Origin of the sequence: Capnocytophaga sp. oral taxon 903, from assembly GCF_013394785.1 — a bacterium.
Lineage (GTDB): Bacteria > Bacteroidota > Bacteroidia > Flavobacteriales > Flavobacteriaceae > Capnocytophaga > Capnocytophaga ochracea.
The window spans coordinates 1851137-1865254 of record NZ_JABXYW010000002.1; the positions used below are offsets into that span (position 1 = coordinate 1851137).

Below are 14118 nucleotides of genomic sequence, written 5' to 3' on the forward strand. Positions count from 1 at the left end.
GATGAAACTCAAGAGATTTATCCCTTATATATTGCCTTATAAGAAACAGGCAATACTGAACATATTTTTCAATATTCTTTATTCACTCTTTAGTGCACTTTCGTTTGTGGCACTTATCCCGATGCTTGATGTACTTTTTGGCAAAGCGCAAACAGTAGCTGAAGCTCCTGTATATTCGGGTAATTTGTTGGATTTAGGGAGTTATGGTAAAGCCTACTTAAACTACAAAGTAGGAATTCTTGCGGGAGAAAATACTATTTGGGCTCTTGGAATAGTGATTGCTTTGGTAATTTCACTCTTCTTGCTGAAGAATATGTTTAGCTATTTAGCTTCTTTTTTCATCACTTACCTTCGCAATGGTGTATTACGCGATTTGCGTGATGCACTTTACAAAAAAGTTGTAAGCCAACCGATAGCATTTTTCTCAGAACAACGCAAAGGCGATATTATGTCGCGTATGGTAGGTGATGTAAACGAAGTACAATACTCATTGCTCTCGGGATTGGAGGCTTTTGTGAGAGAACCTCTTACTATTCTCTTTTCTATTTTGGTGATGCTAGGTATTAGCGTGAAACTCACAGTATTTACCTTTGTATTTATTCCTATTGCAGCAGCAGTAATTTCGAGGATAGGCAAATCACTAAAAAAGAATTCAATAGCTTTACAACAAGAACAAGGGCGATTTCTTTCGCTCATAGAAGAGACTATAGGAGGATTGCGCATTATAAAGGCATTTAATGCTGAGGGTATTTTCTCTAAGAAATTTAAGGAATCTAGCAATACTTTTAACCGATTGAGCAATAAGGTAATGAACCGTCAGAACTTAGGGTCGCCAATGAGTGAGTTTCTCGGTATCCTGATGATTGCTATTTTGCTGTGGTTTGGAGGCTCGTTAGTTTTGGTAGATAAAACATTAGAGGGCACTCAATTCATTGCCTTTATGGGATTGGCGTACAATATTCTCACTCCCGCAAAGGCTATCAGTAAGGCATCATACGATATGCGAAAAGGGAATGCAGCAGCCGAACGTATTTTGGAAATTCTTGATTACGAGAATCCTATTAAAGAGTGTGAAAATCCTGTTGTAATTTCTGATTTTACCACTGCTGTAGCTCTGAAAGATATTACTTTTGCGTATGCTGAACTGCCCGTACTCAGTCATTTTTCTTTGGAAATACCTAAAGGAAAGACAATTGCCTTAGTAGGACAATCGGGGAGTGGCAAGAGTACTATTGCTAATCTTATCACTCGTTTTTACGATGTAAATCACGGAGAGGTACTTATCGATGGGGTGAATGTAAAAGATATGCAAACTGCCTCCTTGCGAAAGCTCATAGGGGTGGTGTCACAAGATTCTATTCTTTTTAATGATACGGTAAAGAACAATCTGCTGATAGGAAAGCCCGATGCTACTGATGAAGAACTAGTGACAGCGGCTAAAATAGCCAATGCTTATGAATTTATAAAAGACCTTCCCAAGGGTTTCGATACCAACATAGGCGATGCAGGTAGTAAACTGAGTGGCGGGCAAAAACAACGCCTTAGTATTGCTCGTGCAGTACTGAAAAACCCACCTATAATGGTACTCGATGAGGCAACTTCGGCACTTGATACTGAAAGCGAACGTTTGGTACAGAATGCCTTAGAAAATATGATGAAGAACCGCACTTCGGTAGTGATTGCACACCGCCTTTCAACAATCCAAAATGCTGACCAAATAGTAGTAATGCAAAAAGGGCAAATAGTAGAGCAGGGTACCCATACTGAACTGATACAAAAGAACGGTATGTATAAAAAGTTAGTGGAAATGCAATCGTTTGAGCAATAAGCTTAGGGTATAGGTGCGAGTCGCACGGTCAGATAAACAAAAGACGAACAAAAGACGAACAAAAGACGAACAAAAGACGAACAATGAACGAACAATGAACGAACAATGAACGAACCTAAACCGAAGAAAAGGCGGATAATAAAACAACTACAAACAGATATTTATACTTACATATTTAGAACTTTAGCAAGAAGAGAAGAGTGTTTTTACTTTTTTCGTACCTTTGCCCAAATTATAAATTATAAACGAACAAAAACTAATGAAGAATTTTATAGAAGAATTGCGTTGGCGTGGTATGATTCAGGATATAATGCCTGAAACGGAACAACACCTTATGGAAGGATTACGCGCCGCTTATGTGGGGTTTGACCCTACAGCCGATTCGTTACATATCGGGAACTTAGTGAGCGTGATGATGTTGCGCCATTTCCAAAATTGCGGTCATAAACCTTATGCACTCGTAGGAGGTGCAACAGGTATGATAGGTGACCCTTCAGGTAAATCGGTAGAACGCAATTTGCTCACCGAAGAAGTATTAGCACACAATATAGCAGGTATCAAAAAACAATTGGCAAAGTTTCTTGATTTTGAAAGCACTGCACCTAATCGTGCTGAACTCGTGAATAACTACGATTGGATGAAAGAGTTCTCATTCCTTTCATTCATTCGCGATATCGGTAAACACATCACCGTAAATTATATGATGGCTAAGGATTCAGTAAAAAAACGCTTCGACCCTAATGAAAATACTGATGGGATGTCGTTTACTGAGTTCTCATACCAACTCTTGCAAGGTTATGACTTTTTGCATCTCTATCGTGAGAAAAACCTCACCTTGCAAATGGGTGGCTCTGACCAATGGGGAAACATTACCACAGGTACTGAGCTCATTCGCCGTATAGCAGGAGGGAAGGCGTATGCCCTTACTTGTCCGCTGATTACTAAAGCCGATGGTACTAAATTCGGTAAGAGTGAAGGAGGTAACGTATGGCTCGACCCTGAGAAAACTTCACCTTACAAGTTCTTCCAATATTGGATTAATACTTCCGATGCCGATGCCGAACGCTATATTAAAATCTTTACAATGCTCAGCAAAGAGGAAATCAATAGTCTCATCGCACAGCACACCGAGGCACCTCACTTGCGTGTATTGCAAAACAAATTGGCAGAAGAACTCACCCTATTAGTACACGGACGCGAAGAGCTTGAGAAAGCTAAAAAAGCATCACAAATCCTCTTTGGTAACTCTACTTCTGCCGATTTGCGTACTTTAGACGAGAAAACTTTCTTAGAAGTGTTTGACGGCGTACCTCAAGCCGAAGTAAGTGCCGCCGATATTACTGGTGGACTTGATATGATTGCCATTCTTTCAGCAAAAACGGGCTTCATTAGTTCTAACTCCGAAGCACGTCGTGCCTTGAAAGAGAACTCTATTTCCGTAAATAAAGAGAAAGTAGGTGAAGACTATCAAATAGGGGAAAAAGACCTTGTAGATGAGAAATTTATCTTATTACAACGTGGAAAGAAAAACTACTTTATAGTGAAGAAAGTGTAGCTCTCTATAATATTCAACTTTGCCAAAGGTACTAGCCGTGCAGACAGAAAAACTTTGGCAAAGTTTTTAACTTCTAGCTCTTAACGATGAAACTCCTCTTACTCTTTATTTTATGCTTCTTACTTATCGCTTGTAAAACAGTAGATATGACTGTGCTAAACGATGTGCCTTTTTGGTATACCAACAACAAAAGGCAGTAGTAAAAAGCTTTCGGTTGCATTTTTTAAAAATAGATACAAATAGACAATCAATGAAAGTAAGCACCCAAGAAAAGAAACACCCTAATCTTCTTCTATTATATGTACCCCAAAGAGATTACTAAAAATCTCTTTTACTTTTATAAAATCACTTTGTCGTACGGCTAAATGTAGCACGCAGTTTTCGGTGAGCAGTTGATGAGTGATGGTGAGGTTCTGCTCTTTTACTACCCGCATTACTTTGTTCATCAGTGGATATTCAAAACTGATGATAAGTTCCTCGGTAATGAGCTTTTCTACAATTTCTACTTCTTGCAAGGTGAGTTGAGCAGTAGTTTTGTAAGCCTGCACCAATCCGCCTACCCCTAATTTAATCCCTCCGAAATAACGCACTACTACCACCAGTACGTTAGTAAGCTCAAATGACTGTATTTGCCCATAAATAGGAATCCCTGCTGTATTGTTAGGTTCACCGTCGTCGTTAGTGCGATAACGCTGGGTAGTGCCATATCCCAACTGCCACGCATAACACCAATGCCGTGCCGAGAAATGTGCTTTCTTCACAGCTTCGAGATGCACCTTTATCTCCTCTTCAGAAGTAATCGGGAAAGCATAGCCTAAAAACTTACTGCTTTTCTCCTTAAAAATCACCTCTTCTACCGAGGTTGCTATGGTTTTGTAGGTATCCAAATCAGCTAATTATTGAAAGGTATATTTCACTGAAAGTCCTGTGCGAATAGTCGTCATTGGGAAGGCAGTTGAGATAGCCGATTTAGAGAAATTGTATTGGAAATAATACGATGCCAAAAGGTTACGAGTAAGAGCATATTCGGCAGTGAGGTTACCCAACCACGAGGTTTGTCCTGCCGTTACTTGGTTGTTGAATATTTCCATATTGCGTATTACCGTAAACTCATTGAGGTAGGAAAGAGTGCCTTTCAGTACCAAATCGCTCTTCAAGGTAGTAAGATTACCATTTACTCGGGTAACAAAGCGCAAATCTTTAAATCGGTATCCTACCCCGAATTTGTATTCGCGTTTGAGAATCTCAGTTAGGTAATCATTATCTAAACTGATAGAAATAGTACGGTCTCGGTTGAATTCTGCCAAGAAGCTCATAGAGTTTTTGAATTCCATATCTGCCCTAATAAGCGGATTGAATTGCTCAGCGAGCGTAACAGTAGAATAGAGTTTCTCATTGAGAAAATCACCTGCTACGTTCGTTTTATTAGGGTTAGCCGGTTCATATTCTAAGTTAGTGCGAAACTCACTAAGCGAGTAGCTAGCACGATAACCGTGTGCCAATGAGAAACGACGGAAAGTATTCTTGATAAACTCTACGCGCATTAGTCCGGTATAGCGTATATTCCATTCAGGGATAGGAATATTCTTGAAAGCGTCAAGCGATACGCCACTGGCGCTACTTCCTGAATAGGCTGCAAAGAAAGCAGGTATCATCACTGCTTGGCTCTTTTTGCTATAACCTATAGGGTAACCTTCTGCATCTACGCTACCTGGATTCAAACCGCGCGCCTCAGCCAAACGACGTGCTACGGTAAGTCGGTTTTCTTTGAAACGTTCAAAGGCTTCCGACTTGTATTCATCAATCTTATTAAAGGTAGTAGCTATCAAGTTGGTAGAGATATTGAAGCTACCTACTTGGTTACCTACTAATGGATTATAAACAAAGTTCCGCACTTCAAAGGTTTCAGTATAGTTCTCGGTATACTGACGATTAGCCTTTAAATTGATTTGCAAATCAGGAACAGGTTGCAAATTAGCCGTAAGCAATAGTTGTCTTTCTTGTGATTTGATGTATTGGTCGTTGAAATCAGGAAACTCAGTAAGGTAACCGCGTTTTGCCATCTCGTAACGCAAGTCAGTTTGGTCGCCAAACATAAAGCCTGCCGATGGTTTAAAGGTGCCTAAGAAGCCTACTTGTTGCGTATATCCTGGTATGGTGCGAGCATTGGTAACTGAGTAGTTCACTCCTACTGTTTTGAGCATTGTCAAGAAAGTTTTAGCTACACTGGCTTTTTCTCCTCTTGGAGTAGCTTTTACGCCTAAGTAACGATACAGCTGGTCGAAAGTAAGGTTTGCTGTAAAGTTATGCGTATTGCCGTTTTGCAAGGTGTTTACTTCTTGGCGTGCCAATTGTAAGAGAGTTTGTGAACCGCGCTGATAATCGAAATCACCAGAATAAGTATAGTTAGCTTTCATAAATTCAAAGAAAGGAAACTTACTAAAAGGCAAATCGTAGTTCACTTGGAACTTCGAGAAGAAGTGGTCTGGAGTTCCTAAATCCCAGAAATCTGACCAAAGTGATACTTCTTTATTAATGCCTGATATATCGCCATTGCCATCGTACACATAGTAGTTGCGAATGATACTGTTATTAGTAGCGTTGAAGTTCAATCGCAATGATTTAGTCAAATTGTAGTTGATAGCGTATTGGTGATTCATCTGGTAATTGCGCTGTTGTAGCTCAGGGAGTGCTTTTTGCTGATTTGCATTCACACCATCAAAATGTACATCGCGGAACAATTGCTTGGTAAAAGAACGATTGATATCAGTAGTGAACATAATGCTGGTAGGCAGAATGTTCAAGTTTACATCTGCTAACCATTGCCAATAGCGCTTATTAGCAAACTTACTACTTTTCTTGAAAGGCTCTACGGCAGTAGGTTTGAAAGTATAGTTGTACATAAAGCCTGCGCGCACTTGTTGTTCATCTTCGTAACGCAACTCGTAATCGCGGTGGTTCTTCTCGTTGTAAGCGTAGTTAAAAGTAAAGTTCTCTATGTTGTAAATACGGTTTTTCTGTCCTTCGCCTAAGTTTTTCTTCACCCCGATGAGGTTAATACCGCGTCTTAGTGTATAATCTTCCGCTTGTTCTTTAATAATTTCTCGCTCGCGTGCGTTTTGTGCTACGTCCAATCGGTCTTCTAATTTGATGTCTTGATATACGGGGTCGTACTCTGGGGTCGAGAGTTTCTGCGAGTGATTCAAACCTACTGGTATTTGCATATTCCACTTAGGAGGGAGCAGTTTTCCCGCATTGATGTTCATCATTACATCGTATTCGCGGGTACTTTCTAAGGCGCGCTGATTAGGAGCTTGGTCTACCGCTCCAAAACCTACGGTATGCATACGTCCTGTAGCCGAGATGTTCATTAGTTCAGAGGCATTCGCATCAAGAGAGCCTACGGCTGCCCAACCGCCGTGGTTTTCCAATTCGGCTACACGCAATTCGTTGAACCAATATTCCCCACTCAGTCCATTACTGCCCGATACGTTTTTCACCCCTATCATTACGGCTCTTACACTACCGAGCGATGGATTCCCTTTGATTACATAACGGTTTTGTCCCGCTACGTGTGGCGCACTCTCAGGTACTACATTGAAGTTTGCATCGTAGTATACCGCATCACTCATTGTTTGGTTGCGTATGCTTATAGCTTTTAACTTGGTGAGCACGTCCATTGGGATAACCAATTGGTTGTTTTGCGGCCATATCAGTTGCTCTGTCGAAGCACCCGCAGGCGTTACCTGTAAGGGTACTTCCACTTGATAATAGTTGTCGTTAAAGTCAGTACCTACCCGCAAGAAAGCCACTGCCTGATTATCGCTCAGCGGTTTGTTCTTATAGGCTTCAGCGTGTACAAACATCTTGATATACTTGTATTGTCGCAAGTCAAAGCGCATTGCCTTGTATACCGCCCTACTATCGTTGTTTTCAAGGTTATCCACTATGTAAGATAAAGCCTGCTCGTTTTGTTCTACCAAGGTATTGTTGGTATTAATACGCTCACGGCGTACCCCTGGTGGCATACGGTAAGGGATAGGCTGACGGGTTTCGTTCTCAATTAAATTTACTGAATTGATTTCTACTTTGGTGCCGTCATCACTTGGGTCGTCCTTATCAGTGCTGAGGGTATAGTTGTAATAACGCCAATCACCGCGAATAAGGTCAAGTGTACCAAAGCGTAATAGCATTTCTTGAGGGAAGCCTGTAAGGTACATACGCATATGGGTCATCGAGTTGATGATATCCATCTTGTCGTTGTTGTTCAATGGGTATTGGAACCCTTCTCGCCACATCTCACCGCTGGCAATCGGTATTTTAAACTGTATCCAGCGGGCACTTACTTGTTGTCCGTTAGGTGCTTCTACCGATACCACGCGAATATCATTCACATAAGGGTCAGCAGTGGTGATATTAGGTTTAATACGCACTCTGTATTCAAGGTAGTTGTTGGCGGTGTTCATCGTATAATCACCGTTGATATCTTCATAATCAGGAATTGTGGTCGAACCTCTGTTCGTATTAGTCACTGCCACAGGCGAGTTTCCTTGCGTACCATTGTAGTTGTAATAACGGTTTAAGATACCACCACTACGCGCCAAAAAGTATTCGTAGTTATCCATCGCAGGGTCGTTAGGTGAGGTAGCTACGTTATTGTTGTATATTCTCGATTCTTCGGCGTCGTTGAGTCCATCTAATCCTATATCTTGCAAGGCACGGTTAGATGAGTTGTCATCAAAAGCATAGATCAGTGATTGTGCCGCAGGTACTTTACCCCAAGACGAGGTATTAATACTTGAAGTAGAAGAAAGTCCTGGTAAGCCGTTTTCGTATTGTTTTCTACCGTCTTTAAGCACGTCTTCTGATATATTTCCTAAGTTGAAAACCAATTCTCCATTACCACTGTATTCACCTGAATAATAAGGATCCATTACCCAGAACTGCAAGAACTCTATGTTACTTTCTTGAAAATCCGAATAGCTCATACCGCGCATAATCCCTGCCCATTTGTCGTTTTGGGTACGTGAAGCAAAACTTGGGTCGTTGTTATAAGGCCCTTTTACATTAGGGTAATAAGCTAAGTCTAAGGTAGTTTGTACTAACGATTGTCCTTGGGCTAATTGCTGTTGTGGGAAGATTTCTTCTATAAAAATGCGACGCGTACTATTCTTAGAGATTTCGCTACTGCTTATCTCCGAAGGCTTTTGGTTTGAATAGAACACAGGGTCTATGGTATACCACGACAGTTTAGCACGCCCATAACCATTGCGTAGGTTATCGGGGTCATCAGGCCCATTACCGTATAGGGTGCGCGAAGCTGTACCACTGCCTTGTCCAAATTCCAAAGGTGTGCTCGCCAATTTCCACGCAAGAGGCGAACGCATATCAATAGTGGCTTGCGCTGCCTCAAAGTCGTCTAAGTACACGGTAGTTTCCCCGTCAAAATCATCTGCCTTAGGGGTGCCGGCTCTTAGGTAAGCAAATTCACCTCGTATAGATAGATTCGACGGCGCATCGCTCTTAATAGTAGGAATGCGGTTTACCCAGCGAGTAAGGAAAGGTAGCTCAGTAGAGTAGGTTCCTCCAAAACCGAAGATAGTATTGTTTACGGCTTCTTGTCCGTAGCTGGTCTTTTGGGTATAAGGTCGTTCGCGTAGGTTCACGATAGAACCCCCGATGATAAATTTATCGTTGAATTTGTGTTCCACATTCACGCCCATAAAGCGAGTGGTTTGTCCACCAAAAATCAGGTTGTTCTCTACTGAAACCTGTATAGGCAAGTTGCTGGCTTCAAGACTCGGATTGATAATCTCCACAATTCCTGATTGATAGTCTACTAAATAGTCTAACCCTTCTACCAGTATACGCCCACCTGCAATCACGGTTACTGAACCACGAGGCACATTGAAAGCCCCTAACGAAATCCCTCTTCTTCCCGATGACTTATAGCGTCCTTTCATTTGGAACTTATTCTTATCACCGTCCATCTGGGCTTGGGTTTTCGTATTTTTGTATAATGAAGTATAAACGTATTTTCGTTGGTTGTCATTATAAGTTGCAGGGTCGTCGTAATTTGCACCACCACCTAAGGTGTTGTAGAGGTATTCACCAAAAGGCTCTACTTTGGTAAAGAATATTTTTCCGTATTGTTCGTCTACGGTAATGCCCGGAACAAAATCAAAGAACCCGTCACCACCTGGCTGAGGGTCGTTGTATTTGTTGAGGCGGTCGAAGTTGAAGAGATTTAACAAAATGCGGTCTTCCAATCCTGTGGGCCAACCGTTATTGTTTACTTTTTCGATATAGTTAATAGGGGAGGGGTTGGAGTAGAAGATATTCATACGGAAATCTTCTGGTGAAAGCTGTGCTGAACCTACTGAATACACGTTCTTCATCATCAAATCCCAAATAGGGTCTTTCACATTTAGGCGGTTACTTTTAAGCATCTTCAACACCAAAAGGTTGTTGGTAATTGCATTGTTACCACCTCCGTAGAACTGATTGGTAGTTGCCGAGATACCGTCGTTGGCAAACTCACCCACTTGATACACTTGGCTACCGTAGGTATATTGATAAGCCACCGCCAATACCTCATCGCTACTAAGGGCTGTGTTCAGCGATATATAACCGAGTTTGGTATCTACTTTATAGTCCACTCCCTCTTCAAGTTTACGAGCGTTCTCTATAACGGCGTAGTCGTAACCCTGACTCACGTAGGAGCTGTTCGTACCAAAACCTTGTTGTACCGTAGCCACATCGCGAATAGCGCTGGTAAGTACCGAATTTGGCGTGCCCAAACGTGTAGGGTCGTATTTGTTAGCCCCATTGGCAGGCATATTATTGGTAGTAGCATTAAAGAAACTGGCTCCTGCTTTATTTCCCAAACGTGTATTCTCCATTTTGGGTTCACCTAAGTCTTGTACAGCCAAGATATTGCGGATATTCCCCATACGGCTATTGCGGTTGGTTACCCACACCTCCAAACGGGTAATTTGCACTTTACTATTGATAAATGGGTAGTTTTCTAAAGCGCGGTCGTAGTTATCACGGAAGAATTGTGCGAGGAAGTAGTTGCGGTTTTCATCGTAGTCAAGAGCCGAAAATTCAAACTCTGTAATAGTACCACTGCCTTGGGCACTTACGGTCTTTCGCTCCGATTTCTGTTCAGAGAAAACACCCGTGATAGTAGTACGCCCAAATTTAAGTTCTGTCTTCACCCCGAAAAGGCTCTGCGAACCTGTGATGAGTGAGTTAGACATCGGCATTGAGATATTACCCAATTCTATTTTTTGTACGATATCGTCTTCATCAGGGGTATATTCTAATTTAAATACATTTTGGAAATCAAAAGAGGCTTGTGTGTCGTACTGAGCGTTAAGCGTTAGGCGTGTACCTATCTTACCGGTAAGCCCTAAGCTGATGCGCTGTTCAAAATCTAAGCCCCACGAACTGCGGTAACGCGGACTCACTACGGGGTTGTCGTTGCGCGTATAGCGTACACCTAAATCTACCCCTACACTTCCCTGCGGAACCAGTTCTATATTGCGCCCCCCGAACACGCTTTCAAAAAAGTCAGAATTTACGTATAATTCGGGCAAGAGGTCGCGTTGCGTTTTTTTCTTATCGGCAGTATTGCTTTGGGTATCGCCTATGGCGTCCAATTTAGTTCGGTAGTATTCCTTCATACGCTCACGCAAAACCAAGTTTTCATATTGTTGCACTGTGAGAAACATAGGGGTAGAAAGGTCGTAATTCCCTAATTTCTCAGTGTATACATAGCGGTCGAGCGTCGGGTTATAGGTGTACTGATACACAATGCTTTTAGGTTGCTCTAACCCTATACGCCCAATGCCATTCCGCACAGTCGTCTCAGTTTGAGTACTCGTAGCGGTTTGGGTCGTAGGGGTTACTTGTGCTTGAACACTGAATCCTGCTAAAAGTAGTAGAAATAAGGTTAAACGTTGCTTTACTGACATCTTATAAGAAATAATTAAACACCTATAAACCAAATTATTGCTATAACGTTATAACCTCTTTTTTGGCAGATAGGTACATTATGAGATAATGTAATTTGGTGCAAAAATATAAAATAAAGTATAATTAGCAAAGGATATCACTTTTTTTCTACACCAAATGTGTAAATTATTTTTTTAAATATACTTCACCTTCACCCTATCTTATCATTATCCTACCTTCGCCTTTCAAACGGATAACCACCCCAGTTGAAATCACCTTCCTCCTCCCAACTCGCTCTTCACTTTCGTTTTTCCCCTCTTTACTCTTCGCTTAATTAACATTTTTTAACTTTTTAATATCTACTCTTACCCTCTCATTATTAACTGCTTATATACCCTTTCTATACCAATCGTCCAAGATTCGTATAAGCTTCCTATAAGCTTTCTATAAGCTAACTATACCATAACCCTATCTTCGATATCTTCCGTGTGTATCCGAAATACTCCGATAATGTACTTTTGTAAATCCCTCTCTTTTGCAAAAAATAAGGCAATGGTTTTTCATACCATTGCCTTATAGCAGTTACTCTTTATATTTCTTTTTTACGTTTATCTATTAACTCTCACCTGCCCTTGTGGCTCGCACTTTTACATCAAACTACCGTCAAAAAGGAAAGGTAGTAAATCTTTGATAGAAGCTGTTCTGATGATATTCCCTTTTGCTCCCATAAAATAAACAGGTATTAGCTTTTTCTGCTTAGTCTCGTATTCTGAAAGTGATTGCCTACACGCTCCACACGGAGAAACAGGGTAACAAGTAGGGTCTTCGGCAGTGCCCGAAATAGCAATCATCTCTATTTCTTCATCAGGACATTGGGTAGAAGCCTGATAAATAGCCACTCTTTCAGCACATAACCCCGACGGATAAGCAGCATTCTCCTGATTAGAACCTATGAAAATCTGTCCGTTTTTAAGACGAACCGCCGCTCCTACTTTAAATTTGGAGTAAGGAGCATAAGCATTTTCTCTAGCCATAATCGCTTGTTGCATTAGTTCTTGTGCTTTTTTTGGCAGGTCAGTAACCCCCTCAAAAATGCTATATTTAATATTTAATTGTTTTTCCGTTTTCATAAGTGAATATTCAATATTTGATTTATGGGGCAAATATACAGAAAATAATCAAAACTAATACACTTTTGTTATGGTTTCAGCATTTTAAAATCTTCTCTACTCTCAATAGGCGTATTTTGGTACTCTAACGTCCAGCCCACAGCTCGGGTAGCAAAAATAAGATTAGAAAGTTCGGTAAGTAATCGATTTTCGGCATTGCTCCTTAGGGTTGAAGCATTCACTTTGCGTTCCAACTCGGCTTTTACCTTCTTCTGTATCTTCTCTACATCGGTAGGAGTAAAAGGGTTCACCTGACTCTGGCTCACGTCGTAATATTTCATCGTTGGGTATATCTTTACCTCTGCCTCTGGTAGCGATTTAATGATGACTTTCTTTTGCTCTTCGTTTACCTCATAGCTGATTTTGTGCAGGTCGTAAGCTACTGTTACATCAGCATTTACTACTGTGAGGATTTTCTTATCAAACGAAAGCAAATCCATAAAGTACTTTTGAGTATCGGTATACGAGAGTACTTCTGCAAAATGTCCTTCAGTAACAACCAACTTGCTTACGTTGGCTATTTGCGTTTGTATCAGAGCCGTATCAGCCTCCAATCTCTCTTTGTCTTCTTTCTTATCAGTAAAATACTTTATTAATAGCAAGGCTACTACAGCCACAGCTACTCCTAACAAAAATTTCTTCATTGTCGTATATATCTCTTAATGTATAAACTTCTTATTTAAATACCAGCTATTGCTAGCTTAATCTATTACCTTTTATCTATTGCCTATAATGTATCCCAAAAAGCACGCCAAAATTCCTAATCCTACGCTTCCTACTATATAAAAAGTAGCTTTTAGTAGTTCATTTTGCTGAAATAATTGCAGTACTTCCAATGAAAAAGTAGAAAACGTGGTGAAGCCTCCCAAAATGCCTGTCATTAGTAATAAAACTAAATAGCTATCTACTTCTTTATTCTTGAAATAACCGTAGAGTATTCCTATCAAGAAACACCCCAATATATTTACCATAAAAATACTTATGGGGAAGGACAATATTTTACCCCATCTGCTCAATCCTACTGAAAGCACATAACGAAAAACTCCGCCCATAAAGCTCCCAAGCCCTACTATTAAAACTGATTTTATCATACTTACAATTATTTGTTAATACTGTTAGATTTGTTTATCGCCTGCCCAACTCACAAAAACCGTCATTAAATGAGTTTCGAGGGCTTCGCAATAGCCTACAAAGAAGAAATCTTCTCTGTCCACTAGCTCTTCGGAGAACTTTATATTTTCCACTTGTTTTATTTTTATCTTCTCTTGATAGTTCGCTGTGATGTTGTTTGTTTACTTGTAATAATAATACCAATTTCCGTTCCACTCTTTGTCGCAATCTTCCTGAGAGGCAAAAGTACAGTCCTTTATACCTTCCTCAGGGTATTGTTGCTCACGCAATAGTTTTTGGTGATAGTTGTTTATCTTTTGCAGTAAGCCTGTTTCCTTTGCTTTGCTCAGTTCTTCCTCTGTTTTAAAGATGTAAGACACAAAGTAATCTTTCGGGGCTATATAAGCTCCGAAATCTACAGAAGCGTATAGTTCTTGAAAAGTTGCCTTTACTTCTTCTTGTGTTTGGGCAATGATATTTTTCCATATTTTGCTCAT

At 40.7% G+C, this 14118-nt stretch carries 9 protein-coding genes; 2 read left to right on the forward strand and 7 right to left on the reverse strand.

Going from position 1 to position 14118, the window contains the following annotated elements:
- Position 1 precedes the first annotated feature (1 nt).
- Positions 2-1828, forward strand: coding sequence for an ABC transporter ATP-binding protein (locus HW279_RS07680; RefSeq protein WP_111973078.1), 1827 nt, complete (start codon positions 2-4; stop codon positions 1826-1828).
- A 259-nt stretch (positions 1829-2087) separates the two neighbouring features.
- Positions 2088-3383 (forward strand): tyrosine--tRNA ligase, encoded by a 1296-nt coding sequence (tyrS, locus tag HW279_RS07685; protein WP_178958544.1) that lies wholly within the window; start codon positions 2088-2090, stop codon positions 3381-3383.
- Positions 3384-3664: 281 nt separating this feature from the next.
- On the opposite strand, the gene HW279_RS07690 is transcribed toward tyrS, so the two are convergent.
- The 7 genes from HW279_RS07690 to HW279_RS07715 all read right to left on the reverse strand — a co-directional run bounded on the left by HW279_RS07690 (position 3665) and on the right by HW279_RS07715 (position 14118).
- Complete coding sequence (locus HW279_RS07690; RefSeq protein WP_002671250.1) at positions 3665-4270, reverse strand: IMPACT family protein; 606 nt, start codon at positions 4268-4270, stop codon at positions 3665-3667.
- A gap of 9 nt (positions 4271-4279) precedes the next feature.
- Positions 4280-11362: a cell surface protein SprA gene (sprA, locus tag HW279_RS07695; protein ID WP_178958545.1), complete on the reverse strand. Its 7083-nt coding sequence runs from the start codon at positions 11360-11362 to the stop codon at positions 4280-4282.
- A gap of 627 nt (positions 11363-11989) precedes the next feature.
- A complete protein-coding gene (gene cdd, locus HW279_RS07700) occupies positions 11990-12487 on the reverse strand; it encodes a cytidine deaminase (protein WP_410493748.1) in 498 nt (165 codons plus the stop codon).
- 53 nt (positions 12488-12540) lie between these two features.
- Positions 12541-13155 carry a DUF4230 domain-containing protein gene (locus HW279_RS07705; protein ID WP_002671253.1) on the reverse strand — a complete coding sequence of 205 codons (615 nt, stop codon included), beginning with the start codon at positions 13153-13155 and terminating at the stop codon, positions 12541-12543.
- Between the two features lie 72 nt (positions 13156-13227).
- On the reverse strand, positions 13228-13602 hold the full coding sequence (gene crcB / locus HW279_RS07710; protein WP_178958547.1) for a fluoride efflux transporter CrcB: 375 nt from the start codon (positions 13600-13602) through the stop codon (positions 13228-13230).
- 24 nt (positions 13603-13626) lie between these two features.
- Entirely contained in the window at positions 13627-13755 is a 129-nt protein-coding gene (locus HW279_RS11175) for a hypothetical protein (protein ID WP_255493615.1), read from the reverse strand.
- A 48-nt stretch (positions 13756-13803) separates the two neighbouring features.
- A complete protein-coding gene (locus HW279_RS07715; RefSeq protein ID WP_178958548.1) occupies positions 13804-14118 on the reverse strand; it encodes a hypothetical protein in 315 nt (104 codons plus the stop codon).